32 protein-coding genes and 2 pseudogenes are annotated in these 22,590 nt (G+C 72.9%); 7 read left to right on the forward strand and 27 right to left on the reverse strand.

All coding sequences use genetic code 11. The features are described 5' to 3' along the window. Nucleotides 1–19 precede the first annotated feature (19 nt). The gene (locus AMETH_RS18530; protein WP_017982624.1) at nt 20–538 is read left to right on the forward strand and encodes a gamma carbonic anhydrase family protein; all 519 of its coding nucleotides are present in this window, start codon (nt 20–22) and stop codon (nt 536–538) included. Nucleotides 539–720: 182 nt separating this feature from the next. Here the strand turns inward: AMETH_RS18530 and AMETH_RS18535 are convergent, their stop codons facing one another. Next, nucleotides 721–2,400 carry a DEAD/DEAH box helicase gene (locus tag AMETH_RS18535; protein WP_017982625.1) on the reverse strand — a complete coding sequence of 560 codons (1,680 nt, stop codon included), beginning with the start codon at nt 2,398–2,400 and terminating at the stop codon, nt 721–723. Between the two features lie 511 nt (nt 2,401–2,911). Between AMETH_RS18535 and AMETH_RS18540 the strand changes: the two genes are divergently transcribed. Further along, entirely contained in the window at nt 2,912–3,985 is a 1,074-nt protein-coding gene (locus AMETH_RS18540; protein ID WP_017982626.1) for a HEAT repeat domain-containing protein, read from the forward strand. On the opposite strand, the gene AMETH_RS18545 is transcribed toward AMETH_RS18540, so the two are convergent. After that, nucleotides 3,924–5,444 (reverse strand): MFS transporter, encoded by a 1,521-nt coding sequence (locus AMETH_RS18545; protein ID WP_017982627.1) that lies wholly within the window; start codon nt 5,442–5,444, stop codon nt 3,924–3,926. The genes AMETH_RS18540 and AMETH_RS18545 overlap by 62 nt on opposite strands. Nucleotides 5,445–5,528: 84 nt before the next feature. Here AMETH_RS18545 and AMETH_RS18550 point away from each other — a divergent pair, with 84 nt between their 5' ends. Continuing rightward, nucleotides 5,529–6,059, forward strand: a complete 531-nt coding sequence (locus AMETH_RS18550) for a TetR/AcrR family transcriptional regulator (RefSeq protein ID WP_017982628.1) — start codon at nt 5,529–5,531, stop codon at nt 6,057–6,059. 3 nt (nt 6,060–6,062) lie between these two features. On the opposite strand, the pseudogene AMETH_RS18555 reads toward AMETH_RS18550, so the two are convergent. Both AMETH_RS18555 and AMETH_RS41575 read right to left on the reverse strand, forming a co-directional pair. After that, nucleotides 6,063–6,602: pseudogene (locus AMETH_RS18555) on the reverse strand (class I SAM-dependent methyltransferase); the annotation flags it as partial. Continuing rightward, nucleotides 6,527–6,757, reverse strand: a complete 231-nt coding sequence (locus tag AMETH_RS41575) for a methyltransferase domain-containing protein (RefSeq protein ID WP_267283484.1) — start codon at nt 6,755–6,757, stop codon at nt 6,527–6,529. The pseudogene AMETH_RS18555 and the gene AMETH_RS41575, both read right to left, overlap by 76 nt. Nucleotides 6,758–7,068: 311 nt before the next feature. On the opposite strand from AMETH_RS41575, the gene AMETH_RS18560 reads away from it, so the two are divergent. Further along, on the forward strand, nt 7,069–7,743 hold the full coding sequence (locus AMETH_RS18560) for a response regulator (protein WP_017982629.1): 675 nt from the start codon (nt 7,069–7,071) through the stop codon (nt 7,741–7,743). A 21-nt stretch (nt 7,744–7,764) separates the two neighbouring features. On the opposite strand, the gene AMETH_RS18565 is transcribed toward AMETH_RS18560, so the two are convergent. The 13 genes from AMETH_RS18565 to AMETH_RS18625 form a co-directional block, all read right to left on the reverse strand. Continuing rightward, nucleotides 7,765–8,136 (reverse strand): sporulation protein, encoded by a 372-nt coding sequence (locus tag AMETH_RS18565; RefSeq protein WP_017982630.1) that lies wholly within the window; start codon nt 8,134–8,136, stop codon nt 7,765–7,767. Nucleotides 8,137–8,306: 170 nt separating this feature from the next. Continuing rightward, a complete protein-coding gene (locus AMETH_RS18570; RefSeq protein ID WP_017982631.1) occupies nt 8,307–9,137 on the reverse strand; it encodes a mechanosensitive ion channel family protein in 831 nt (276 codons plus the stop codon). Nucleotides 9,138–9,220: 83 nt separating this feature from the next. Continuing rightward, the gene (locus AMETH_RS18575; RefSeq protein WP_026153151.1) at nt 9,221–9,502 is read right to left on the reverse strand and encodes a GlsB/YeaQ/YmgE family stress response membrane protein; all 282 of its coding nucleotides are present in this window, start codon (nt 9,500–9,502) and stop codon (nt 9,221–9,223) included. A 65-nt stretch (nt 9,503–9,567) separates the two neighbouring features. Next, nucleotides 9,568–9,858 (reverse strand): gas vesicle protein K, encoded by a 291-nt coding sequence (locus AMETH_RS18580; RefSeq protein WP_017982633.1) that lies wholly within the window; start codon nt 9,856–9,858, stop codon nt 9,568–9,570. Further along, nucleotides 9,851–10,042, reverse strand: coding sequence for a gas vesicle protein (locus AMETH_RS18585; protein ID WP_017982634.1), 192 nt, complete (start codon nt 10,040–10,042; stop codon nt 9,851–9,853). The genes AMETH_RS18580 and AMETH_RS18585 overlap by 8 nt, the downstream gene beginning before the upstream one ends. After that, nucleotides 10,039–10,803 (reverse strand): GvpL/GvpF family gas vesicle protein, encoded by a 765-nt coding sequence (locus tag AMETH_RS18590; protein ID WP_017982635.1) that lies wholly within the window; start codon nt 10,801–10,803, stop codon nt 10,039–10,041. Before AMETH_RS18590 ends, AMETH_RS18585 begins: the two co-directional genes overlap by 4 nt. After that, nucleotides 10,796–11,152 (reverse strand): gas vesicle protein, encoded by a 357-nt coding sequence (locus tag AMETH_RS18595; RefSeq protein ID WP_017982636.1) that lies wholly within the window; start codon nt 11,150–11,152, stop codon nt 10,796–10,798. Before AMETH_RS18595 ends, AMETH_RS18590 begins: the two co-directional genes overlap by 8 nt. A 1-nt stretch (nt 11,153) precedes the next feature. Then, nucleotides 11,154–11,456, reverse strand: a complete 303-nt coding sequence (locus AMETH_RS18600) for a gas vesicle protein GvpO (RefSeq protein ID WP_017982637.1) — start codon at nt 11,454–11,456, stop codon at nt 11,154–11,156. A 6-nt stretch (nt 11,457–11,462) separates the two neighbouring features. Beyond that, on the reverse strand, nt 11,463–11,708 hold the full coding sequence (locus tag AMETH_RS18605) for a gas vesicle protein GvpG (protein WP_017982638.1): 246 nt from the start codon (nt 11,706–11,708) through the stop codon (nt 11,463–11,465). Nucleotides 11,709–11,711: 3 nt separating this feature from the next. After that, entirely contained in the window at nt 11,712–12,476 is a 765-nt protein-coding gene (locus AMETH_RS18610) for a GvpL/GvpF family gas vesicle protein (RefSeq protein ID WP_017982639.1), read from the reverse strand. Beyond that, complete coding sequence (gvpJ, locus tag AMETH_RS18615) at nt 12,473–12,871, reverse strand: gas vesicle protein GvpJ (protein WP_017982640.1); 399 nt, start codon at nt 12,869–12,871, stop codon at nt 12,473–12,475. The genes AMETH_RS18610 and gvpJ overlap by 4 nt, the downstream gene beginning before the upstream one ends. Next, a complete protein-coding gene (locus tag AMETH_RS18620) occupies nt 12,868–13,872 on the reverse strand; it encodes an SRPBCC family protein (protein WP_017982641.1) in 1,005 nt (334 codons plus the stop codon). Before AMETH_RS18620 ends, gvpJ begins: the two co-directional genes overlap by 4 nt. Before the next feature lie 5 nt (nt 13,873–13,877). Then, entirely contained in the window at nt 13,878–14,459 is a 582-nt protein-coding gene (locus tag AMETH_RS18625; protein ID WP_017982642.1) for a hypothetical protein, read from the reverse strand. Nucleotides 14,460–14,823: 364 nt separating this feature from the next. Between AMETH_RS18625 and AMETH_RS18630 the strand changes: the two genes are divergently transcribed. Further along, nucleotides 14,824–15,282, forward strand: a complete 459-nt coding sequence (locus tag AMETH_RS18630) for an XRE family transcriptional regulator (RefSeq protein WP_017982643.1) — start codon at nt 14,824–14,826, stop codon at nt 15,280–15,282. A gap of 33 nt (nt 15,283–15,315) precedes the next feature. On the opposite strand, the gene AMETH_RS18635 is transcribed toward AMETH_RS18630, so the two are convergent. The 3 genes from AMETH_RS18635 to AMETH_RS18645 all read right to left on the reverse strand — a co-directional run bounded on the left by AMETH_RS18635 (nt 15,316) and on the right by AMETH_RS18645 (nt 17,565). Beyond that, nucleotides 15,316–16,437 carry a sulfite oxidase gene (locus AMETH_RS18635; protein WP_081617704.1) on the reverse strand — a complete coding sequence of 374 codons (1,122 nt, stop codon included), beginning with the start codon at nt 16,435–16,437 and terminating at the stop codon, nt 15,316–15,318. 26 nt (nt 16,438–16,463) lie between these two features. Further along, nucleotides 16,464–16,670 carry a DUF6059 family protein gene (locus AMETH_RS18640; protein WP_223842851.1) on the reverse strand — a complete coding sequence of 69 codons (207 nt, stop codon included), beginning with the start codon at nt 16,668–16,670 and terminating at the stop codon, nt 16,464–16,466. Between the two features lie 103 nt (nt 16,671–16,773). Continuing rightward, nucleotides 16,774–17,565, reverse strand: coding sequence for an ArsR/SmtB family transcription factor (locus AMETH_RS18645; protein WP_017982646.1), 792 nt, complete (start codon nt 17,563–17,565; stop codon nt 16,774–16,776). A 98-nt stretch (nt 17,566–17,663) separates the two neighbouring features. Between AMETH_RS18645 and AMETH_RS40330 the strand changes: the two genes are divergently transcribed. Together AMETH_RS40330 and AMETH_RS18650 are read left to right on the forward strand one after the other, a co-directional pair. Continuing rightward, the gene (locus tag AMETH_RS40330; RefSeq protein ID WP_223843225.1) at nt 17,664–17,933 is read left to right on the forward strand and encodes a helix-turn-helix domain-containing protein; all 270 of its coding nucleotides are present in this window, start codon (nt 17,664–17,666) and stop codon (nt 17,931–17,933) included. Then, nucleotides 17,824–18,444, forward strand: a complete 621-nt coding sequence (locus AMETH_RS18650; protein WP_223842852.1) for a hypothetical protein — start codon at nt 17,824–17,826, stop codon at nt 18,442–18,444. Before AMETH_RS40330 ends, AMETH_RS18650 begins: the two co-directional genes overlap by 110 nt. Here AMETH_RS18650 and shbA read toward each other — a convergent pair. The 7 genes and pseudogenes from shbA to AMETH_RS40345 all read right to left on the reverse strand — a co-directional run bounded on the left by shbA (nt 18,441) and on the right by AMETH_RS40345 (nt 22,522). Further along, nucleotides 18,441–19,112 (reverse strand): RNA polymerase sigma factor ShbA, encoded by a 672-nt coding sequence (shbA, locus tag AMETH_RS18655; protein WP_017982647.1) that lies wholly within the window; start codon nt 19,110–19,112, stop codon nt 18,441–18,443. The two genes, AMETH_RS18650 and shbA, sit on opposite strands and share 4 nt — an antisense overlap. Next, nucleotides 19,105–19,602, reverse strand: a complete 498-nt coding sequence (locus AMETH_RS18660; RefSeq protein ID WP_223842853.1) for an RNA polymerase sigma factor — start codon at nt 19,600–19,602, stop codon at nt 19,105–19,107. The genes shbA and AMETH_RS18660 overlap by 8 nt, the downstream gene beginning before the upstream one ends. Nucleotides 19,603–20,193: 591 nt before the next feature. After that, nucleotides 20,194–20,705: pseudogene (locus AMETH_RS18670) on the reverse strand (sugar O-acetyltransferase). Between the two features lie 24 nt (nt 20,706–20,729). Beyond that, nucleotides 20,730–20,963, reverse strand: coding sequence for a hypothetical protein (locus tag AMETH_RS40335; protein ID WP_223842854.1), 234 nt, complete (start codon nt 20,961–20,963; stop codon nt 20,730–20,732). 93 nt (nt 20,964–21,056) lie between these two features. Further along, nucleotides 21,057–21,500, reverse strand: coding sequence for a cyclase family protein (locus AMETH_RS40340; protein ID WP_223842855.1), 444 nt, complete (start codon nt 21,498–21,500; stop codon nt 21,057–21,059). Between the two features lie 3 nt (nt 21,501–21,503). After that, nucleotides 21,504–22,424 carry an MFS transporter gene (locus tag AMETH_RS18680; RefSeq protein ID WP_223843226.1) on the reverse strand — a complete coding sequence of 307 codons (921 nt, stop codon included), beginning with the start codon at nt 22,422–22,424 and terminating at the stop codon, nt 21,504–21,506. Next, the gene (locus AMETH_RS40345; protein WP_017982651.1) at nt 22,367–22,522 is read right to left on the reverse strand and encodes a hypothetical protein; all 156 of its coding nucleotides are present in this window, start codon (nt 22,520–22,522) and stop codon (nt 22,367–22,369) included. Before AMETH_RS40345 ends, AMETH_RS18680 begins: the two co-directional genes overlap by 58 nt. Between the last annotated feature and the right edge of the window lie 68 nt (nt 22,523–22,590).

The following is a 22,590-nucleotide window of genomic DNA, read 5'->3' on the forward strand; positions in this document are numbered from 1 at the left end:
AGGTTTGGAAAGGACACCCATGGAACACCTCACCGTGGACGGCAAGGAGCCGTCCGTGGACGCGGGCGCGTGGATCGCGCCGGGCGCGGTGGTCGCCGGCGCGGTCACCGTCGCCGCGGGCGCCGGGGTCTGGTACACGGCCGTGCTGCGGGCGGACCTGGACACGATCACCGTCGGGGCGGGCAGCAACATCCAGGACGGCACGATCGTGCACGCCGATCCCGGGTTCCCCGTCACGATCGGCTCCGGGGTAAGCGTCGGGCACCGCGCGGTCCTGCACGGCTGCACCATCGAGGACGACTGCCTGATCGGGATGGGCGCGGTGGTGCTCAACGGCGCGAGGATCGGAGCGGGCAGCCTCGTCGCGGCGGGCGCGGTGGTGCTCGATGGCACGGACATCCCGCCCGGCTCACTGGTCGCCGGACTCCCGGCGAAGGTCCGGCGCCCCCTCACGGCCGAGGAACAGGCGGGGACGCGCGCGAATGCCGAGAACTACCGGGCACTGGCGCGGGTCCACGCGCAGGCGCAGCGCACCTGACGCCCGGCGCGGCTCCGCCCGGGCATGACGCGCCTGGCGCGGATCCGAATTCGGACTCGGCGCGGCCTGCGCCCGGCGCTTGTCCGCACCGTGCTCGGGCGGCGTGAAACCCGCGCTGGGCGCAGCGCGGAGCGGCGTCCAGCGCGGAGCCACCTGCGGTGCGCGGTGGGGCCCGGCGCAGCTCAGCGAGAGGAGCCACCCCGGCGGCGGCCGGTGCGGGCACCCGCGGAGAAGGCCGCGGCCCCGCCCGACCGCCGTGTGGAGGTGGCTCCCGCACGGCCTGATTGCCGCTCGCCGCCCGGTTGCTGCCGCGCTCCCGGCTCCTGCCGGGCGCTACCGCCGGACCGGCGCTCGCCCGCGGCACGGCCAGACTGCTGCCGCGCGTCCGGCTCGCGCCGGCCGGCACCGCCAGACCGGCGCGCGCCCCGGCCCGACTCCTGCCGGCTCTCACCACCCGAGTTCTGCCGCGCCTCACCACGGCCCGACTCTTGCCGACGGTCACCACGCAAACTCTGCCGCGCCTCACCACGGCCCGGCTGCTCCCGCACGTCCCCACCCGGCTTGCGCCGCGCGCCACCGGTACCTCGCGCGGCCGCACCCGCCCGCTTCTCCCGCGGCTCCGCGCCCGACCGGCGCGACGCACCCGCACCACCCCGGCCCGCGGCCGCACCCGCGCCGCTGCGCGCTGGGGGCTTTCGGAAGACCCGGTCGCCCGGGGCGAGCTCGGCCAGCAGCGAGTGCCCGGGCGCCAGCCGGGTCGTGACCGGGCTGATCCCGGCCTTCCTGGTCAGGTCGCGGACGTCCGAAATCTGGTCGTCGGTCATCAGGGTGATCACCACGCCCGCCGCGCCGGCTCGGGCGGTGCGGCCGGACCGGTGCAGGTAGGCCTTGTGCTCGACCGGCGGGTCGGCGTGGATGACCCGCGCCACGTCGTCCACGTGGATGCCGCGGGCGGCGATGTCGGTGGCCACCAGCGTGGTCGCGCTGCCGTCGGCGAACGCGGCCAGGTTGCGGGTCCGCGCGGTCTGGCCGAGGTTTCCGTGCAGCTCCACCGCGGGCACGCCCGCCGCGACCAGCTTGCGCGTCAGCGCCTTCGCCCGGTGCTTGGTGCGGGTGAACACGACCGTCCGGCCGGGCGCGGCCGCGAGGTCCACCAGGACATCAAGCCGTGTGTCCGGCTCGACGTGCAGCACGTGGTGCTCCATCGTCGCCACCGGCGAGCGCGCGGAGTCGACGCTGTGCGTGACCGGGTCGGTGAGGAATCGCTTCACGAGCACGTCGACCCCGGCGTCCAGGGTGGCTGAGAACAGCAGCCGCTGGCCATCGCGCGGCGTGCGGTCCAGTAGCCGCTTCACCTGCGGCAGGAACCCGAGGTCGGCCATGTGGTCGGCCTCGTCGAGGACGGTGATCTCGACGGCGTCGAGGTGCGCGTGCCCGCTCGCGAGGTGGTCGGCGAGCCGGCCGGGGCACGCGACCAGCACGTCGACCCCGGCGCGCAGCCCGGCGATCTGCGGCGCGGCGCCGACCCCGCCGAACACGGTCATGGTGCGCAGCGACAACGCCTCGGCCAGCGGCGCCAGCGCCGCGTCGATCTGGGTGGCGAGCTCGCGGGTCGGCGCGAGGATCAGCGCGCGGGGCCGCCCTGGCCGGCGCGGCGTGCGGCTCGCGGCGAGCCGGGTCAGCACCGGGAGCGCGAACGCGTAGGTCTTGCCGGAGCCGGTGCGGCCCCGGCCGAGCACGTCCCGGCCGGCCAGCGAGTGCGGCAGGGTCGCCGCCTGGATCGGGAACGGCGCCTCGATGCCCCGCTCGGCGAGCGCGGCGACCAGCACCGGGGGCACGCCGAGCGCGGCGAAGGAAGGCACAGCGGAAGCGGACACAGGGGCAGAGGTCACGGGGAAGGCTCCGAACGTCGGGGGTCGTCCTGCCCGGCGCGGACCGGCACGGTCGCGGCACGTGGTGGCCGACAACGAAACGCGGCCCGAGGCAGAACTGTGCGGGCCGCGATCACCAGTGTAGACCACGGTGCCGCTTGACCGGACGGGATTCAATCCCGCCATGATCCGACAACTGCGTCTCCGGCGGACGATCACCGCACTCACCCTCGCTGTCGCCGGGGCGGCCGTGGCCGCGCCCGCCGCCCAGGCCGACGAAGACGGCCGCGTGCCGCAGCTGCTGTTCTACCACCACGCCTACGACGGGACAGACAGACCGCGGACGCCGTCGAGCACTCCGCCTACCTGCTGGAGTTCGCGAACTTTGAGGTCCGCACCACCACCGGCGGCGGCATCACCTGGACCGGCCGCTACTTGAAGGGGCGCGAGACCTACCTCGAAAGCCGCGCTGACGCGCCTCGACGAGCGGATCGCCCTGCCGGTGCTGGCGATCCGCGCGGCGGACTGGGTGCCGCAGGTGCGCGAGCGCGCCCGGCGGGAGTGCCTGCGCCACCTCTTCCGCGACCCGATGACCGCGGTGGACCTGTTCCCGTTCGCGTGCCTGCTGCGGCCACGCGCGCAGGGCGAGTGGCTGGCCGAGACGCTCGAAGGCATGCTGCGGACGCCCGAAATCCGCTCGGCCGCGCTCGCCTCCCCCGGCCCGCTCACCCGCCGGGCCGTCTACGGCTCCGGGCACGCCGACGTCGGCGAGCTGACGGCCGGGCTACTGGACACGGACCTGAAGATCCGGCTGACCTGCGCGGACGCCCTGGCCGGCAGCACCGACCCCGAGGTGCTGCGCCTCCTCCGCACCAGCGGAACGGCTGCCCTGCGCACCAGGGCGATCCGCGGCCCCGCCGACGCGCTGCCGGCGCTGGCCGACCCCGCCTCGCTGGTCCGCGCGTACGCCCAGTTCATCCTGCGCCGCGCGGGCGAGGACCCGGCGCCGCAGTACCGCGAGCTGGTGACCACGGCGGCGAGCCCGGGCGCGGTCGCGGGCCTCGGCGAGACCGGAACCGAGGCCGACGGGGCGGTGCTCCTGCCGCTGCTCGCCGATCCCCGGCCCAAGGTGCGCGCCGAAACCGTCCGCGCCTTGCGGCACCTGCGGGTGCTCCCTGTGGACCGCCTGGCGCCGTTGCTGGGCGACCCGTCCCCGCGCGTCGCCCGGCAGGTGGTGCTCGCGCTGCGCGGGTGCGCCACCGAGATCGACGAGGCGGCGCTCCGCCGCATGCTCGATCCCGGCCAGCCCGGGCACCGCAGGCGCAACGCGTTCCAGCTGCTGTCCGCCCGCGACACCTGGACCCGCCTCGCCCTCGACCTGCGCCTGCTGCTCGGCCCGAACGAGCCGCTCCGGGAAACCGCTCACAGCGACTTGCGGAACTGGTTCGCCCACGGGTCCGCGACCACCTACACCGCCCCGGGTGGCGAGCGGGCCGCCGAACTGCGCGACCTGCTCAGCCGCGCGGAACCGCTGCTCGGCGCGACTCATGCCCGGGTGCTGCGCCTGTTCCTCTAGACCGCAGCAGGACCAGCGCCTGCACCCCGGTGTAGGCGAGCAGCGCGGCCCCGGCCACGGCGCTCACCTGCAGGCCGTGCACGAACGCCGCCCTGGCCGCGGCCAGCAGCGCCTCGGCCTGCGCGGGAGGCAGCCCGGCGGCCGCGGCGACCGCGCCGCCGAGGGTTTCCCGCGCCGTATCCCCCGCCTCGCCCGGCACGCCGGCCCGGTAGACCGCCGCCGCGATGCTGCCCAGCACCGCGGTCCCGAGCGCGCCGCCCAGCTCGAACCCCGTCTCCGAGATCGCCGACGCCGCACCGGCGCGCGAGGGCGGCGCCGCGGTGATGATGAGGTCGTTGGTGAGCGTCTCCGACAACGACACGCCGAAGCCGACCAGCGCCATCCCGGCCACCAGGACCGCGAGTCCACTGTGGACGCCGACCGTCACCAGCGCCGCGAAACCCGCCGCCGCGGCCAGCAGCCCGCCGCCGATCAGCCGCGGGACCGGAACGCGCCGGGCGAGCCGGGCGGCGGTGAACGAGCCCGCGATCCCGGCGACCATCGTCGGCAGCAGCCACAGCGCCGCCGTCAGCGGCCGCAGCCCCAGTACCAATTGGAGGTACTGCGGCACCAGGAACAGCAGGCCGACGAGCGCGAACACGCCGAGCATGTTGGTCAGCACCGACGCGCTGAACCGGCGGTCCCGGAACAATGCCAGGTCCAGCATCGGATCCGGCAGCGCCCGCTGACGTCGTACGAACACCACCGCGAGCGCCGCGCCGGCCAGCACGCTCCCGGCCGCGAGCGAATCGGCGCCGTGCTCGGCGAACCGCTTGACGCCGTACACCACGGGCAGCACCGCGGCCAGCGACAGCACGGCGGACAGCGGGTCGAAGCGGCCGGGCCGCGGATCGCGCGCCTCCGGCAGCAGGAACGGCCCCGCGACGAGCAGCACCACCATCACCGGCACGTTGATCAGGAACACCGAGCCCCACCGGAAGTGCTCCAGCAGCCAGCCGCCCAGCACCGGGCCGAGCGCCATCCCGCCGGAGAACCCGGCGCCCCACACCGCGATCGCGGTCCGCCGCCGCGCCGGGTCGGTGAAGATCGAGCGGATCAGCGCCAGCGTCGACGGCATCAGGGTCGCCCCGCCCACGCCGAGCAGCACCCGCGCCGCGATGAGCATGCCCGGGCTGGTCGCGAACGCCGCGGCCACGGACGCGACGCCGAACGCGACGGCGCCGGACAGCAGCAGTTTGCGCCGCCCGATCCGGTCCCCCAGCGTGCCCATCAGCACCAGCAGCCCGCCGAGCACGAACGAGTAGATGTCGACGATCCACAGCTGCTCGGCGCCGGTCGGGCCGAGGTCCTCACTCAGGTACGGCAGCGCGAACCCGAGCACCGTCATGTCGACGCTGATCAGCAGCACCGGCAGGACCAGCACACCCAGCGCGGCCCAGTCCCGGCGTCCCCCGGCCATCACGACCCCTTTCTGAACAGTCCGGACGGTACAGTTTGCCCCTCAGATCGAAACTAAACCGTCCGGACGGTATAGTCAAGCGCCATGGGACGCCCCTCCGCGCGGGAACAGATCCTCGACGCCTACCAGGACATCCTCATCGAGAGCGGTTCGGCCGCGGTCACGCTCGACGCCGTCGCCGCCCGCGCGAAGGTGTCCAAGGGCGGGCTGCTGTACCACTTCGGGTCAAAGGACGCCCTGCTCGACGGCCTCCTCGACCGGCTGCTGCGGCTGACGGCCGCGGACGTCGAGTACGCGCGCACCGCCCCCGAGGGCGTGGTGCGCTACTACCTGCTCTCCTCGGTGACCGACGCGGACATGACCAAGCCGGCGCACCGCGCGTCGATCGCCGCACTGCGGCTGCTGGGCAGCGAGCCGAAGGTCACCGAGGCGATGAACGAGGCCGGCCGGCTGTGGTCGGAACTGCTGGCCGGGCACGTGAGCGATCCGCTCACCGCCGAGATCGTGGGCCTGCTGGGCGACGGGCTGTACCTGCGCGCCACGCTCGGCGGGCAGGCGCCCCAGCCGTTGCTCGACCGGTTGCCGGAAGCCCTGCGCCGGCTGGGCCTGTCCTGAAGCTCAGGCGGTAGGCACCCGCGCCCAGGCGCTGACCAGCGGCGGCAGGATCGCGATCGCGCCGGCTTCCGTCGCCTCGGCGACCAGCCGGGCGGGCAGGCGGTCGAGGTCGCCGACGTCCAGTCCGAGTTGGACGGCCACCGGCAACAGGGCGCGCCACACGCCCATCACGAAGCCCAGGATGTCCGGGGACAGTGGGCCGAGGCACGCGCCCATCGTCAAGGCGGGCATGGGCAGGCCGGCCGTGCGGAAGAGCCCCGGCAGCGCGGTGCCCGTCTCGGTGGTCGCGCCCGCCCCCCCCCGGAACGCCTGCACGATGACGTCCCGCACCCGGTCGAACAGCGGGATCTCCGGGGCACTGCGGGCGCCGCTGACCTCGAAGTCCTGGAAGGACACCAGGCCGCCCGGCCGGACCAGCCCGGCCAGCCGCCGCAGCGCGGCGACCGGGTCCGGCAGGTGCATGAGGATCAGGCGGCCGATGACCGCGTCGAACGGTCGGGCCCCGTCCAGCTCCTCGATCGCGGCGTGGCGTGGCGGAATGTGACGTTCGACAGCCCGGCCCCGGCGGCCCGCTGCGCGGCGAGGTCGAGGATCGAGGCCTGCGCGTCGACACCGGTCACCGACCCCGCGGGCCCGACCAGGTGCGCCGCGGCGATCGACACGTCGCCCGGGCCGCAGGCGACGTCAAGGACGCGCATGCCGGGTTCGAGCCCGGCCTGGCGCAAGGCGTGCTCGGTGTGGCCGCGGTAGAGGCGCCCCTGCAGCAGGAGCCGCTCGACCTCGGGATCGTGGTGCCCGAGCACGTAGCCGGTTCCGGTGCTCACCCGCCCAGTCTGCCCGCGCTGCGGGCGGACCGGGAAAACGGCCCGTGAACAACCGCCGGGAACGCACCGGGCCAGGTGGTGAGACGCGAAAGTGACCTTGGTCCCCGCCGGAGGTGACTTCCGCCGGGTCGCGCGCGGCCCGGTCGGCTCTAGGTTGGAGACGTCACCTGCGAAAGGGGACTGCCGTGATCACCGTGTTCCTGGTCGACGACCACGAGGTCGTGCGCCGTGGGGTCGCCGAGCTGCTCGGCACCGACGCCGAACTCGAGGTCGTCGGCGAAGCCGCCACCGCCGCGCAGGCCATGGCCCGGATCCCGGCGCTCAACCCCGACGTCGCGGTGCTCGACGTGCGCCTGCCCGACGGCAACGGCATCGAACTCTGCCGTGAGCTGCGGTCGCGGATCCCCGAGCTCAACGTCCTCATCCTGACCTCCTACACCGACGAGGAGGCCATGCTCAACGCCATCCTCGCCGGCGCGGGCGGCTACGCCATCAAGGACATCGCCGGGCTACACCTGGTGTCGGCCGTCCGCGAGGTCGGCTCCGGCCGGTCCCTGCTCGACACGCGTGCCGCGTCGACCCTGATGGCCAAACTGCGGACGAACGCCGCCGACCACGGACCGCTGGCCGGCCTCACCGACCGCGAGCGCACCCTGCTGGACCTCATCGGCGAAGGACTCACCAACGCGCAGATCGCCCAGCGCATGTTCCTCGCCGAGAAGACCATCAAGAACTACGTCTCCCGGCTGCTGGCCAAGCTCGGACTGGAACGCCGCACCCAGGCCGCCGTCCTCGCCGCCAAACTCCAGACCGGCGAGCACGCCGACGCGCCCCGGCCCGGCGCGCCCGTGGTGCGCTGACGGCGCCACGCCGGGCAGCGGTCAGGGCGCGGGCACCACCGCGGCCCGCGCGATGGCCCGGCGCGCGTGGACCTTCGCGATGCGGGAGCTGACGAGCAACACGGCCACCACGACCGCGCCCACGACCCCGGCCAGCCGGTTGACGTCGACGGCAGGCTCCCACCGCAGCGTGCCGTCCTTGATGACGTAGGCCCCGGTCGGCTTGGCGGTCAGGCCGAACCCACCGCCCTCGCCGTGCTGTCCCTCCTTGTCGACGCCGTCGCCGCCGCCGGCCCCGCTGGCGACGCTCGCCGCCGCGATCACCGTGATGCCGTCCTTCTCGTAGGGCTCGGTGTACACGAGCTTCGCACCGGCCGAGCTCTTCGCCTTCTCGATCAGCTCGTCGATCTTCATCGCGACCCTCCTGGAGACCTGTGGATGAAGGCATCGTGGTGCGCCCGCGGCCCCGCGCGGAAGTGCCGATGGTCCCCGGGATTCACGACAAACGTCCGACGCAGGCGAAGTCCGCTCACGGCAAGCGAACGGGGCGCCACGGGCAGCGGCGCCCCGTTCGCTGCACGAGGTCAGGCCTTCGGCCGGTCCTGCGGCATCGTCGCGCTGCCGGGCGACGACGGCGGCATCGCCGCGGTCCGTTCCTGCGGCATGGCGGTTTCGGCCGCGTGCCGCGGAGCACCCGCGCCGGCTTCCCGTTCCGCGTCCTCGCGGCCGCGGCGGTAGGCCTCGGCCCTGGTGCGGGCCGACGGGATCTCCTCCTCGGCCCGGTTGAGCCAGCGGTCCCAGCGCTGCTGCATCGGCCGCATCAGGCCACCGCCCGCGCCGACGACCAGCACACCGCCGACGGTCGCGAGCAGCGCGATCAGCACTGGCCCGGTGACCGTGGTGGCCACGCCGATCTGGTTCAGCGCCGCGATCACACCGAAGGCGATCACCACGACCTGCACCATCTTCGCGACCAGCGGGCCGTAGCTGAGCCCGCCCATCGCGCCGCGGATCAGGTCGTGCAGCGCGCTGCCGACGGCGGCCGCGACGATCACGATGACGATGGCCACGATGGCGCGCGGCAGCCAGGCGACGATGGCCGCCAGGATGGCGCTGACCGGGTTCGGCCCGAACACGCCGAACGCCAGCTGCAGGGCGATCAGCAGGACCGCGTAGTAGACGAGCGCGGCCAGCAGCCCGCTCGCGTCGTACCGGGACTGTTCCAGCGCTCGCTTGATCCCGCCGCGCTCCACGGCCCGGTCGAAACCGACCCGTTCGAGTACGACTTTGACGACCTTGCGCAACGCTTTCGCGACGAGCCAGCCGACGACCAGCACAACGAGGAATACGGCGAACTTCGGCAGGAACGTGATCACGGCTCCGACCGCGTCGTTCCAGAATTCGGTGACGTTCATCTATCACATCCGTGAACTGAGGGGACCGGGCGCCCGGCCCGGGCCGGAAACGGTGTCCGGACCGGACCGGGCCGGGAAGGGGGTCAGTGCATGAGCTTGCGCCGGCGGCCGCCCCGCAGAGCCGTGGCCAGCGAGACCCCGAGGACGGCGAGCACCAGCTGGGTCAGCACTTCGAGCCAGTCGATACCGTCGGTGTCGGCGTACCCGACACCCCGGGCGATCGCGGTGCCTGCGAAGGCCGCGACGATACCGACGACGATGGTCAGCCAGATCGGGATGTTCTGCTTCCCCGGCGCGAGCAGGCGGCCGAGGACACCGATGACCAGCCCCACGAGCAAGGCACTGATGATTCCGGATATAGCCATCGCAACTCCATTGTTCGGCGATGGTTCCGGATTCCCGGACAATTCCCGATGAAACCTATTTCACATCAGCGCCGATCCGACAGCAACGGGCCGAGCGGGCCGAGATCGATGTTCAATTCCTCCGGGGAGACGCCGAAATGCTCGCACAGTTCCGTCATGCGCTCGTCCAGCCGCATCAGCGTCAGCCCGATCGCTTCGACCTGCTCGTCGGTGAGGTCGCCGCGGTCCACCCGGCGCAGTGCCTGTTTCTCCATCAGTTGCCGCAGCAGTTCCACCACGGTCAGCACGAGGCCGGCCAGACCGCGCTCGACGCTGTCCGGATCGGTGTCGATGCGGCGCTTCGCGGGGTCAGTCATCGGCGGGCTGCAATGCGCTCACGGAGGACAGCAGCGTCCGCAACGAGATGTGCACGAGGTCGACGTCGGCGATGGACAGGGTGATCTCGCCGGTCACGACGACTCCGCCGGCGAGAACCCGGTCGAGGAGGTCGACCAGCGCCACCGGCTGGTCGGCGACGGGCGCGGGAACCGGTTCGGTCATGTTTCCTCCAAGGACGAGAACGAGTACGGCGGCCACGGCCCGGTGAGCTGCACCCGGATCGCCGGGCTCTCGTCGTCGCAGGCCGCCACCGCCTCGGCGAAGGCGCGCGCGTCGTCGTCGCCGACAAGGTAGGCGGCGTTGAGCACCATCTGCCGGTCGTCACCGGACAACGCCTTGCTCTGCAACGGGTGCAGGCGCGCGCCGGCGGCCAGCGCCGCGAGTCTGGAGTGGACCTTCGCGGCCTGCTCGCGTGCGAGCCGTTCGGATTCCGCGCGCGCGTCGCGTTCCGCCCGGCGCCGGGCGAGGTACGCCGTCCCGGCCCCCCGGCGGGACGGTGTCTCCTCGCGCCCGGGCGGCGGCTCTCCGGCGAAGACCTTGACGCCCCACTCGGTCCGCCCGGCGACGCGGTCCAGGGTACGCGCCAGCTCGTGCCCGCGGTGTTCGAGGACGCGGCGCACGCCGTGCTCGTCGCGGTACACGGTGGCCAGCCGCACCGGCACGACCGGACCGGCGCCGGCGAGGGCACCGACCACGGCATCGTGCGCGCGGGCCACGGCGCCGAGCCAGTCCAGGTCCTCCAGGTTGCGGTGCAGGGCCTCCTCGCCGAACGTCTCCAGTGGAACGTCGCCGACGACCGCCGCCAGCCTGCCGGCCTCCACCGTGCGCAGCACTTCCCCGGCGACGCCGGGCAGTTCGCCTGCCGCGCCGGCGCCCTCCCGCCGGGTCACGGCGTAGAGCCAGATCCCGCTGTCCTCAGTCACGGTGCCGGTCCTCGATCACGGCGCGGTCTTCCGCGCCCTCCAGCTCCTCGACGCGGGCACGCAGCTCGCGGTTCTCCCGCTGCAGCCGGGTGGTGTCGCCGGAGAGCCACGGATCGCTTTCCCACCAGTTGATCCCGACCTCGCGCGCGGTCTCCAGCGAGGCGATCACCAGCCGCAGCTTGATGGTCAGCAGTTCGATGTCGAGCAGGTTGACCCTGATGTCCCCGGCGATCACCAGCCCCTTGTCGAGCACTCTCTCGAGGATGTCCCCCAGGTTGGCGGGCTGGTGGTTGCCGAGCGCAGGGGACCCGCCTCCGCCCGGCGTGGTGGCCGGCTGCCCAGTCGCCATGTCAGGACACCCCGCTTCCGCTGTCGGCCCGGCCGCGGACATATCGCTTGGTGCGCCGGTAGGCGAGCAGCTCACCGTCCACGCCGAGTTCCAGCTCGTAGAGGGCGAGCATGTCGGCCGAGGACGGGATGCGCCGGTCCTCCAGCACTTCGAGCTCGACGAGCCAGCCGTCGTCGGTGGGTTCGACCGAGGTGACCGACACCGGGTTCCGGCTGATCAGCTCGCCGGCGTGGGCAAGCGCCCGCGACGCCGCTTCCGGGGCGGACAGCGCGCCGTCCCCTCCGGCCTCATCGCGTGGAGCCACTGGCGATCACCTCTCCTTCTCGTCGGTCTCCGTCATGTCGAGCCGCCGCAGGACCTGCTGCTGGACCTCGGCCTCCTCCTCGGGCGAGATCTCCCCGGCCGCGCGTTTCTCCTCCGCCGCTTCGAGTTCGCGGCGGATCGACGCGGGCGCGGCGATCTCCTCGTTGACCCGGCGCTGGATCAGCTCACCGAGCTGAATCACGCCGCAGACCGGCAGCAGCGGGAAGCCCAGGATCCCGGACAGCAGGCCCATCGGCTACGCCTCCGGCCGTTGTGTCACAACGAAATCGTAGGCCGCGAGCGGACCCAGCAGGCGCACCTCGGCGCGGCCCGACCAGTCCCGCGCGACGCGGTCGACGGCTTCCTCCAGATCGGACTGCTTGGCCGTCTCGACGAGGCACGCGAGGTGCACCGCGTCCTCTTCGTGCGTCGGCTCGCGCGGGGCGATCTGGGCGCCGGTCCCGGCGATCGCGTCGGCGACCCGCTTGGTGTCGGCCTCGCGCCGGGCGGCGATCGCATTGCCGATCCTCTCGCCCAGCGCGATCCGCTCGTTGCGCGTGGCGTCCGCGGGCTTCCCGCGGATCGCCTCGCGCAGCTGGGCGAGCTGCTCGTCGGACTCGAGGATCTCGCGGAGGATGGTCTCCTCCACGTAGCGCGCCTTGACGACGTACTGCGCCTTGCCCTCCAGCTCATCCAGTGCCGCGACGAAGTCGTCCTGGTTGGCTTCGAGCAGTTCGGTGCGCACGGCGTCCTCGTCGGTGACCACGGCGCCGAACCGCAACGGCAGCACCGGCACCTCGGCGGCGGCCGCGTCGAGCAGCGCCGCGTGCGCGGTGAGGTCCTCGGGCCGCCCGAGCGGCTTGTCCCTCGGCACCTCGCTCACCAGCGCCGCGATCCGGTCGTGCTTGACCGCGCGGACCTCGGCGGGCGGGTCGCCGACGCCGCGGGCCTCCGGGTCGGTCTCCACGTCGGACGGCACGATGCCGTACACGTAGACCACGGTCTCGCGCTCCTCGGTCATCGCCCGCCGCCCTTCCGGCGCCCGGCGCGGTCCGTCTCCTCGTTGCCGCCGAGGAGGTCCTGCAGCTTGTCACCGGCGGCTTCGAGTGCTCCCCGGGTCTTCGCCTTGGCGCCGCCGGAGGTCACGTCCTCCAGCAGGTCCGGCAGGCCCTTCTGTTCGGTGTCGGAGATGTCGAGCCGGTTCACCGCCTCCGCGAACCGCAGGTAGGTGTCCACGCTCGCGATCACGACCCGTGCGTCGATGGTCAGCAGTTCGATCCCGACCAGCGACACGCGCACGTAGGCGTCCAGGACGAGTCCCTTGTCCAGGATCGTGTCGATCACGTCCGCGAGGCTGCTGGAGGTGGGCCGGTCCAGGCCCCCGCCGCCGCCCGATGGCTGCACCGCTGTCGTCATCGCCTGCTCCCCCGTCCTCTGCCCGCCGACGCCCGGGCGCGTGTACGTCGCGCCGGCGGTTCCTCGGCCTCTTCTTCGGGTTCTTCCTCGTCGGGCGCCTCGGCCTCGTCGGCCTCGGGTTCCTCGGGTTCTTCCTCGTTCCCGGGTTCCTCGTCGCTGTCCTGGACCTCGCCGTCGTGGATCTCGCCGCGCCAGCCCTCGACGTCGTCCGGGTGCAGGATCGCCTCGGTCATCACGTACCGCTGGAAGTGCTTGAGCTCCAGCCGCGCGCGCCGTCCCTGGGCCCGCCAGATGTTGCCGGTGCGCTCGAACAGCCCCTGCGGGTGGTACTCCAGCACCAGCACGACGCGGGTCAGGTCCGGGGTCAGCTCGTGGAAGGTCACCGCGCCGTCGACGTGCCCCTTCTCGCCCTTGGACCGCCACACGATGCGCTCGTTGGGGACCTGTTCGAGGATCGTGGACTCCCACGTGCGGCGCGACCAGAAGATCTGCGCCTTCCACGTCAGCGTCTCGTCGCTTGTCTGGTCGACGTACTCGACCTTCTTCATGAAGCGCGGGAACTCGGTGAAGCGGGTCCACAGGTCGTAGACCAGGTCGATCGGGGCGCCGATGTCGGCCTGCTCGACGATGTTGGTGACCTTGAGCTTGCCGCCCCCGCCGCCGCCGACGGAGTCCTTCACCTTGTCCGCGAGCCCGGACAGCCCGCCCTTGACCGCGCCCATCATGGCCTTGCCCTTGACGCTGGGCTTGCCGCCGGTGACGGCTTCGATCAGGCCGCCACCGCCGCCACCCGAGGCGTAGTCCTGGAGGCGGCCGGAGGTCGAGGTGATCCGGTTGGCCAGCGAGGTCGAGGCGCGGGTGGTGACCGCGCCGGCCAGTTTGCGCAGGGCTTCGGTCAGCTCGGTGGACGGCTTCGGGACGGCGTCGGCCACGCCGGAGACGGTGTCGGTGGCCGCGCCGGTGGCCTTGTCGAGGGTCTTCTTGATCTGGCCGGTCGCCATGGCGCTCACCTCCGCGCCCGGCGGACCGGGGTGCGGGCGGCGGCCGCCCGGCCGGTGCGGCGCGCCCGGGTCGGAGCGGGCTCTTCGCCTTCGTCCTCGTCCTCGAGCTCGGGTTCCCGTTCGGCCCGGCGGCGCCGAGTGGCGGTGCGGCGGGCGCGCGCTGGTGGCGCGGGCTCCTCTTCTGGCTCCTCCTGGGCCTCTTCGTCCTCTTCTGGCGCTTCTTCGGACCGGTCCTCGGTCTCCTCGTCGGTCTCCTCGGGCTCCTCTTCGGCGCCCTCGTCCCCGGACGCGCGCTTCGCACCGTCCTGGAGACGTTCGCTGAGCGACTCGATGCGCTGCGAGGCCGCCGTCACCGCGGCCGCCTTCGCCGCGCTCAGCAACTGGTCGCGGGCGACGTCGGTCAGTTTCGTCAGCTCCGCGGACGAGCCGAGCTGGCTCAGGCCGTTCTGGAGCAGCTTCCCCGGGGTGACGCCGGTCTTGCCGGTCGCCCCCGCGGCCGCGATCATCAGCGCCAGGCGCATCTTCTTCGTGCGGCCCAGTAGGTAGCCGAGCCCGACACCGAGGGCGACACGCGATCCTGCCTTCATTCGTAAGTCCTCCTGACTCCGGCGATTGGCGAGTCCTGCCGACAACCCACGCGCCACCCCCCGAACTCATCGGGGCGAGCAGGATGTACCGGGCGAGAACTACCCTGCGGCCCCACCGGAAAAACTGCGAGCGGCGCGCGAAAAACAATTTCCACGAAACGATCTCTCTTCAAGATCTACTCACCGCGTTCCCTACTGGCGCGTCAAGACGCGGTTCAGCAGCTCGTCGTCCGCGGCGGCGTGCGAGGCGGACTTATACTCCGGACAATCGCCGCGACAATTCACCGGGAAAATGGGTGACGAAACGAGTACCGATAGCGAGGGAACCGAGAGTGGATCCGCTGTCACCGGAACCGCGGCGAAGTTGCTTTCGGCTGCCCGCGCGCGGCGGCGACTGTCGCAACGGGAACTGGCGCGCCTGGCCGGCGTGCCGCAGTCGACGGTGGCGACGATCGAGGCCGGGCGCCGTCAGCCGTCGGTCGCGATGCTGGAACGCCTCCTGCGCGCCGCGGGGTTCCACCTGGCCACCGAACTCGTGAACGCGCTGCGCCCGAGCGAACTCCTGGAGCGGCAGCGCCGGAACGTCACCGAGGTCCTCGCGCGGTCCCCGGTCACACGCGCGTGGCTGACCGGCCCCGCCGCCCGCGGCGAGGACCGCCCTGACTCCGGCCTCGACCTGGCGGTGGAGCTACGCCCTGGCACGGCGGCTGGCGCGGTCGCCGGGCTGGCCGGCGAACTGTCCGGGCTGCTCGGCTGCCCGGTCGCCGTCACGACCGGCGACCCGGGCGGTGCAGACGACTTCTTCTACACGCGCAGCGGTTAGTCGGTCACGAGCGGTGGAGCCGACCGGCACCCGCTAGACCGCCACCACCGGGTGGCGGACGACGGCACCGAACAGGTAGCCCTGCGCGTTGTACGGCTCGGTGTCCGGCTGGGCCACGCCGTGGCGGTCGACCGCGCGCGCCCGCATCGTGTGCTCACCCGGTCGCGGGCGCCAACGCAATGTCCACCGCTGCCACCCGCCGCCGCTGCCGACGAACTCGGCACGCCGCCAGGTGCGGCCGTCGTCGGTGCTCACCTCGACCCGGCCGATGCCGCCGGACCCGGACCAGGACCGGCCCCGCAGCACGTGCTCCCGGTCCGCGGCGAGGGTCGCCCGCCACGGCAGTTCGAACACGCTCTTGGTGTTCTGCCGCGTCACCAGCACACCGTCTGGCGAGTAGTCCGGGCCGGTCAGCCGGTAGTACTGCGTGTCCCACGGCGAGTCGAGCGGGGTGCGGGACACCTGGATGCGGCCGAGCCACTTGATGGACGCGATGCCGATCCAGCCCGGCACCACCAGCCGCGCCGGGAAGCCGTGGTCCGGTGGCAGCGGTTCGCCGTTCATCTCGTAGGCGACCAGCACGTCGTCGAGCGCCTTGGCCACCGGCAGCGGGCGCCGCACCCGGCCCAGGTTCACCCCGCCGGCGACGTAGTCCGCGTCGAGGCCTTCGGGCAGCACGTCGACGGCGTCGCGGGCGAGGCCGGCTCGGTGCAGCAGCGTGGCCAGCGGCACGCCGCGCCAGCGCGCCACCCCGATCGCACCGAGCCGCCACGCGGTGCCGGCGACGGTCTGCCCCTGCTGGGAGGTGAAGAAACTGCGCCCGTTGCCCGCGCACTCGATGGCCGCGGTGATCGTCTCCGACGGCAGGCGCAGCAGGTCGTCGTAGGTGACGGTGACCGGGCCGCCGCGCAACCCGTCGCCGGTGATCTCCAGGCGCCAGGTCCGCGCGTCGAGCAGCGGGGTGGCGGTGTGGTTGCGCACGAAGAACCGCGACGCCGGCACGATGTCGCCGACCGGGTGCGGCGAGTCCCACCGCAGCTCGGCGTTCGTGCCGAGCACGGTGAAGTCCTCCGGCGGCACGGGTTTCACGATGGGAGTGTCGGCCGCCGCGGCCGCCGTTGTCCACAACGGACCGGCGGCGACGGCTCCCGCCATGCCGAGCAGGGTCCGCCGACGCAGGTTCACAGCGCGAGGTCCGCGGCGAGAACGTGGAAGGCTTCCCGTTCCCGTGCGGAGAGCGGCACCGTGAGACGGTCCGCCGGATGCCCCAGCGGCGGACAGTCCGGGCGTGACAGCGCGAAGCCGACGTCGTAGGGCGCGCCGACCGGGACCATCGCGTGACCGATGCTGCCGAGCGCGCGCCCGAACGCGCGGAGGATCCGGGCCACCGTCACCACCCCCTGAGCCGTGGAAGTCCCTCGGATCATGGGGGATTCCGGCGGTTTCGCGGTAGCCGTCCCACAAAGCGGGCAACGGCTCAGCGCGGCCGGGTCAGGCGTGCGCCTGCGACATCTCCCACGGCGCCTGGGGCAGCACGTCACCGGTCTCCAGCAACGACTTCAGGTTGGCCAGCACCGCGGGCCAGCCGCTGGAGATGCCGTCGCGCATCTCCTCGTTGGGCAGCTTCTCGTGGGTCACGGTGAGCCGCACGATCTGCTCGTGCGGTTCGACGGCGAAGGTGACCACCGACGGATCCCGCGACTCGCCCGGCGAATCCTCGAACGTGATGACCAGCCGGGTCGGGGGCTCGGACTCGAGCACCTTCCCCACGACGTCCACGGCGCCCGACCCGTCGACGCGGCGGTGCTCCCACGCCGAACCGGGCTGCCAGTCGGAGATGTTGGCGTGCCCCCAGTAGCGGGCGGTCAGGTCCGCGTCGGTGAGCGCCTGCCACACCTGCTCGGCGCTCGCGCGGATGTAGGTGACGTAGACGTAGTCCGGGACGGTCATGGCGGACTCCTCTGCCTGGGTTTTGATGGCCGCGAGCGCACGCAGCCGGGGTTTGTCGAACTCGGCGATCCAGCGCTGCTCGATTTCGTGGATGGGCCCGGGGTTGAGGTAGTGCAGGCGCTCGCGGCCGCGACGCACCACGGTCACGAGGTTGGCCCGCACCAGGACGTCGAGGTGCTGGGTCGCCGACTGGCGGGCCATGCCCAGCGGCTCGCACACCTGGCTCAGGGTCTGCCCGTTCTGCTCCCGCAGGCGGTCGAGCAGCAGCCGCCGGGTCGGGTCGGCCAGCGCCTTGAACACCACGTCCATCGCTTCCGCGCTCACGCCGACCATTATGCAGGTAATTACCTGCCTTTTGTCAACAACGACTTCGGCGCGGCTGCACAACCGCTGGTTGTGGCAGTAGGTTCGGCGTCGTGGATCTCGAGGCGGTGCGCACCTTCGCCGCGGTCGCCGCGGCGGGCCGGTTCCAGGCGGCCGCAGACGAGCTGGGCGTCACGCAGCAGGCGGCGTCGAAGCGGGTGGCCGGCCTGGAGCGGCAGCTCGGCGTGCGGCTGTTCGTGCGCACGGCCGGGGGGTGTGCGGCTGACCGTGGACGGGCAGGCGTTCCTGCCGCACGCCCGGGAACTGCTCCGCGCGGCCGAGCGCGCGCTGACGGCGGTCACTCCCGGGCGGCGGGGCGCTGCGGATCGACGTGCTGAACCGGCGGGTCGCGGCCGCCGTCATCCTGCACGACTTCTACCGGCAGCAGCCCGGCATCGAACTGGACGTGGTGACCCTGACCGTGGACGCGGCGTCGGCGCTGGCCGGCGCGGCGGCGGTGACGCTCGCCGAGCTCGCCGGGCACCCGATCTGGATGCCCTTCGCCTCGCCGACACCGAGGCGAAGGGCTACTACGCGGACCTCGCGGCCGCGTTCGGGCTCACTATCGACACGACCGGGCCGAGCTTCGGGGTCGAAGCGCTGCTCGCGGAGATCGCCGACTCGGCCCGGCTGGCCACCTTCGTCGGCGAGGGCTCGCGGTACCTGTGGCCGGAGAGCTACGACCTGCGCCGGATCCCGGTCGTCGGCCCCACGCCCGTGTACCCGCACTCGGTGATCTGGCGGGCCGACAACCCGCACCCGGTGCTGGCGCACTTCCTCGACTACCCGCACAGCCGCTACCGGACCACCGCGGGCGGGGACGTGTGGGTGCCGGAGTGGGCGCGCTAAGCCTGCATGGCGAGGGCCCTGCGCAGGCTCGCGAGCGCCCGGTGCTGCGCGACGCGCACGGCGCCCGGCGTCGACCCGACGACCTCGGCCGTCTCCTCCGCGGACAACCCGGCGACCACCCGCAGCACGACGATCTCCCGCTGCGCCTCTGGCAGCAACCGCAGCAGGGCCGACATCCGGTCGTTCAGTTCGCGGTGCAGCAGGCGCGCCTCGGGCCCGGCGTCGCCGTCGCTCTCGTCCGGCATCTCCGCGACCGGTTCGGCCCGGTTCCGGCCCGCCGCGCGGTGGGCGTCGGCGACCTTGTGCTGGGCGATTCCGTAGACGAACGCGAGGAACGGGCGGCCCCGGTCCCGGTAGGTGGGCAGCGCGGTGAGCACCGCCAGGCACACCTCCTGGGCCACGTCGTCGGCGGTGGCGAAAGACCCGCGCCTGCCGACGCGCGCCCGGCAGTACCGGACGACCAGCGGCCGGATCTCCGCGAGAAGCCGTTCGACCGCGACGGGATCCCCGGCCACGGCGGCGGCGAGCCCGTCGGCCGCGACCTCGCGCGCCACCCGGGCCCGGAACGCCCGGACCCGCGCCGGATCGTCGAGATCGGCCGTGAAGAGGCGGTCGAGGTGCGCATCCGCAGCGGCCAGCCGCCCGGTCAGGACGTCGTCGTCAATCATCCCTGTGCCTCCCGCCGGGTGGATCGAGAAGGTCCCGCAGCGCCCGCCGCCCCCGCGAGACGCGCTTCTTGGCCGCGGGCACCGAAATCCCGAGGGCATCGGCGATCTCGCGGAGGGAGAACCCGTCCGCGGCGAGCACCACCGCGTCGCGATGGCTGCCGGGCAGGGAGTGGAGCGCGCGCAGGGTCTCCACGGTTTCCAGGTGCGCCTCCGGCGAGGCCCAGGTGCGCTGCCGCGTCCGGTCGGCGATCAGGTGGGCGTCCGCCTCGGCGTTCCAGCGGGCTTTACGCCGCGCGGCGAGCACCATGTTGCGCACCGTCGCGAACAGCCAGGCCCGCTCCTTCTGGATCGGCCCCAGGGTCCCCCGGTGCTCGCCGAGAACCAGCTCGGTCACCGCGTCCTCGGCGATCGTCCGCGCCTCGGAGACCGGGCACCCGAGCTTGACCGCGTGCGCGGCCAGCTCGGCGTAGTAGAGCTTGCGGAGCGTCATGGCGCGCTCGGCGACATCGTCCGGCCCGCCCGTCACGTCGGGGCCGGCCGGGATCGCCTGCCTGCCCGTCCGCGCGTACTGCCGGTCCGTCTGCTCATGTCGTCCTCCCTCGGCTCCACCAGTAAGTGACGCACGGCGGGCAGAGGTGACCAAGAATTTTTCAGGCGGCGCGCCGCGCGGCGCGGGACGCCGCGACGAGGCTCGCTTCGCAGGCGGTGATCAGTTGTGCGTCGGCGCGAGTGTGGCTCCCCGGGCGCACTTGCGGCACCTCACGGCGACCGTGCCGAGCACCTCATCGACCGCCACCTCCAGCGCCCGTTTGCACGGGCGGCACCACCGGTGCCCGCTGACCTGGCTGACATGCAGGTCGCTGTGCCAGCACTGGTGGATCCACCGCCGGTGCACGGGCACGTGATCCGGTCCAGCGGGTCCAGGAAACCGCACTCCTCGGCGTGGTCCTCGGCGACGAGCGCGTCGTCCAGTGCGATCCGGGTCAGCAGCGTCGTGGTGGTCATCGCCCTCGTCCTTCCTCTTCGTCCCTACCGGTACGTCGAACCACCACGCGCCGGATCGACGGGACGGGGAGGAAAATCAGAGTGTCTTCACCACGCCCGCGGGGTTGCCAACCGCCACCACGTCCAGCGGCAGGTCCCGCGTCACGACCGGTCCCGCGCCCACCACCGTGTTCTCCCCGATCGTCACGCCGGGGCACACGATCACCCGCCGCCGAGCCACACGTTGTCGTGCAGGGTGATCGGCTCCGCGGCCTCCCACTTGTCCCGCAGCCGCGCGTCGAGCGGGTGGGTGGGGGTCAGCAGCTGGACGCCGGGGCCGATCTGCGCGTCCGCGCCGATCGTGATCGGGGCGACGTCCAGCAGCACCGCGCCGTAGTTGAGGAACGCGCGCGGCCCGATGGTGACGTGCGAGCCGTAGTCGACGTACAGCGGCGGCCGCACCTCGGCGTCCTCCCCCACCGAGCCCAGCAGCTCACGCAGCACCGCCGGGTCCCCGCCGTCGTTGAACCGCCGCTGAAGCTCCGCCGCGCGGCGCAGCCCGGCCTGCAGCTCCGGGTCGTCCGCGCGGTACAGCTCCCCCGCGAGCATGCGTTCCTTCTGACCGGTCACGCGTCACCACACTGCCAGCGACCGCACGGGTGCGCCAGTGGCCCCGACGACCGGCAGCGACGCGCACATGAACAGGAACTCCGACGGTCCGGCCGCCGCCAGCTCCTCAAGGTTCATCACCTCGATGATGTTGATCCCGTTCTCCTGCAACAGGATCCGGTGCACCGGCAGCTGCCCCAGCCCCGCCTCCGGGCTGATCTGCTCCAGAACGATCGTGTCGCCGCCGACCGCGCGCACCCCGCGTTCGGCCAGCCACCGCGCCGTCCGCGTCCAGTCCCGGCACGCCGCCCGCGCCGCCGAGGTAGTCCGCAGGCCGGTCCCACAGCTGCGCTACCCGGTGCGGACGAGGGCGACGTCCACGGCGCGCACCTCCAGACCGGTCGCGGCGAGATCCTCCGCCGTGACGGCCTCGCCCACGCCCCGCAGCTGCGGGACGCCGAACAGCACGCCGCGGCACAGGATCGGCGGCACCGCCTCGATGCCGCCGACCCGGTAGCGTCCCCGCTCCAGCGCCTGCGCCACCGGCACCCCGCCGGGCAGGACGCCGTCGGCCGCGAGGTGGCTGACGGCGTCCATGTGGGTGCCGACGTGCCCGCCCATCACGATCAGCTCGTGCGACCCGGTGAGGCCGTCCTCGCGGACGACGTCACCGTGCCGCTGGGCGAGCGCGAACCGGAACGGCGGGTGCATCGGCGAGGACGGCATGCCGTTCTCCAGCGGCTGCGAGAGGTCGGCGATGCGGTGGCCGTCGGTCGGCGCGTCCAGCAGGGACATGGTTCAGCTCAGTTCCTTGGCTAGGGTCTGGGACAGGGTGGCGATGGCGGCGGTGGACACCAGCATCAGCAGGACGAGGTATCCGGTGAAGGCGGACCGGCCGAACTCGGCGCCCACCCACGCCTGAAGATACGGCGCGGTCCCGCCGAAGGCGGCGACGGCGATCGAGTAGGGCACCGCGAGCCCCAGCGCGCGGATCGCGGGGGACATCTCCGCGTACGCCGCGGGCAGGATCGACACGCCCGCGGAGATGAACACCGCCGCCAGGCTCATGCCCAGGAACAGCTGCCACGCGCTGGTGCGCACGAGGAACTGCACCGGGAACAGCAGCGCCGCGCACCCGAGGGTGGAGATCAGCAGCACCGGCTTGCGCCCGATCCGGTCCGACAGCATGCCCCAGAACGGCATGGTGACCATGAGGATCACCGCCGACCCGACCCCGGCCCACAGCGCGGCGGTCGAGCCGATGTGCAGGGAGCTGATCGCGTACGCCGGGGCGGCGATCACCCACGAGTAGTAGACGACGGTCAACCCGACGGACAGCCCGATCACCTGCAGTGCCTGCCTGCGGTGCTCCACGATCGCCGCCCACAGCCTGGCCTTCTCGCGCCGCCGCGACGAGGTGAAGGTCTCGCTCTCGGTCAGGTTCCGTCGCTTGTAGACGGCCACCAGCCCGAACACGCCGCCGAGCAAGAACGGGATGCGCCAGCCGAAGGTCTGCGCCGACGGCAGTTCCCCGCCGCAGGCCAGGCCCTGCACGACACGGGCGAGCAGCAGGATCAGCGACGCCCACGCTCCGACGGCGGCGTAGGTGGGGGCGATGCCGATGCCGAAGCTGGCGCCCACGATGGTCGCGACGGTCACCGTCATCGCGGTCCGCCGCCCGGCGCGGTCGGCGAACCAGCCGAACAGCAGCCCGCCCAGCGGCCGCGCGACGAACCGACGGCGAACACGGCCAGGCTGGACAGCACCGCGGAGAACTGGTTGCCGCGGTCGGAGAACCGGGTGGCGAAGAACGGCACGAAGATCGCGTAGATGCCCCAGTCGTACCACTCGAGCGCGTGCGCGAGGCCGGTGCCGACGAGTGTGG

This window comes from Amycolatopsis methanolica 239 (genome assembly GCF_000739085.1).
GTDB classification, from domain to species: Bacteria; Actinomycetota; Actinomycetes; order Mycobacteriales; family Pseudonocardiaceae; genus Amycolatopsis_E; species Amycolatopsis_E methanolica.

Coding starts and splice junctions, on each gene's coding strand:
- AMETH_RS18530 (WP_017982624.1), top strand. CDS start 20: ATGGAACACCTCACCGTGGACGGCAAGGAGCCGTCCGTGGACGCGGGC.
- AMETH_RS18545 (WP_017982627.1), bottom strand. CDS start 5,444: ATGGCCGGGGGACGCCGGGACTGGGCCGCGCTGGGTGTGCTGGTCCTG.
- AMETH_RS18550 (WP_017982628.1), top strand. CDS start 5,529: ATGGGACGCCCCTCCGCGCGGGAACAGATCCTCGACGCCTACCAGGAC.
- AMETH_RS41575 (WP_267283484.1), bottom strand. CDS start 6,757: ATGCGCGTCCTTGACGTCGCCTGCGGCCCGGGCGACGTGTCGATCGCC.
- AMETH_RS18565 (WP_017982630.1), bottom strand. CDS start 8,136: ATGAAGATCGACGAGCTGATCGAGAAGGCGAAGAGCTCGGCCGGTGCG.
- AMETH_RS18570 (WP_017982631.1), bottom strand. CDS start 9,137: ATGAACGTCACCGAATTCTGGAACGACGCGGTCGGAGCCGTGATCACG.
- AMETH_RS18575 (WP_026153151.1), bottom strand. CDS start 9,502: ATGGCTATATCCGGAATCATCAGTGCCTTGCTCGTGGGGCTGGTCATC.
- AMETH_RS18580 (WP_017982633.1), bottom strand. CDS start 9,858: ATGACTGACCCCGCGAAGCGCCGCATCGACACCGATCCGGACAGCGTC.
- AMETH_RS18585 (WP_017982634.1), bottom strand. CDS start 10,042: ATGACCGAACCGGTTCCCGCGCCCGTCGCCGACCAGCCGGTGGCGCTG.
- AMETH_RS18595 (WP_017982636.1), bottom strand. CDS start 11,152: ATGGCGACTGGGCAGCCGGCCACCACGCCGGGCGGAGGCGGGTCCCCT.
- AMETH_RS18605 (WP_017982638.1), bottom strand. CDS start 11,708: ATGGGCCTGCTGTCCGGGATCCTGGGCTTCCCGCTGCTGCCGGTCTGC.
- AMETH_RS18610 (WP_017982639.1), bottom strand. CDS start 12,476: ATGACCGAGGAGCGCGAGACCGTGGTCTACGTGTACGGCATCGTGCCG.
- gvpJ (WP_017982640.1), bottom strand. CDS start 12,871: ATGACGACAGCGGTGCAGCCATCGGGCGGCGGCGGGGGCCTGGACCGG.
- AMETH_RS18620 (WP_017982641.1), bottom strand. CDS start 13,872: ATGGCGACCGGCCAGATCAAGAAGACCCTCGACAAGGCCACCGGCGCG.
- AMETH_RS18625 (WP_017982642.1), bottom strand. CDS start 14,459: ATGAAGGCAGGATCGCGTGTCGCCCTCGGTGTCGGGCTCGGCTACCTA.
- AMETH_RS18635 (WP_081617704.1), bottom strand. CDS start 16,437: ATGGCGGGAGCCGTCGCCGCCGGTCCGTTGTGGACAACGGCGGCCGCG.
- AMETH_RS18645 (WP_017982646.1), bottom strand. CDS start 17,565: ATGGTCGGCGTGAGCGCGGAAGCGATGGACGTGGTGTTCAAGGCGCTG.
- shbA (WP_017982647.1), bottom strand. CDS start 19,112: ATGATTGACGACGACGTCCTGACCGGGCGGCTGGCCGCTGCGGATGCG.
- AMETH_RS18660 (WP_223842853.1), bottom strand. CDS start 19,602: ATGACGCTCCGCAAGCTCTACTACGCCGAGCTGGCCGCGCACGCGGTC.
- AMETH_RS40340 (WP_223842855.1), bottom strand. CDS start 21,500: ATGTCCCTGCTGGACGCGCCGACCGACGGCCACCGCATCGCCGACCTC.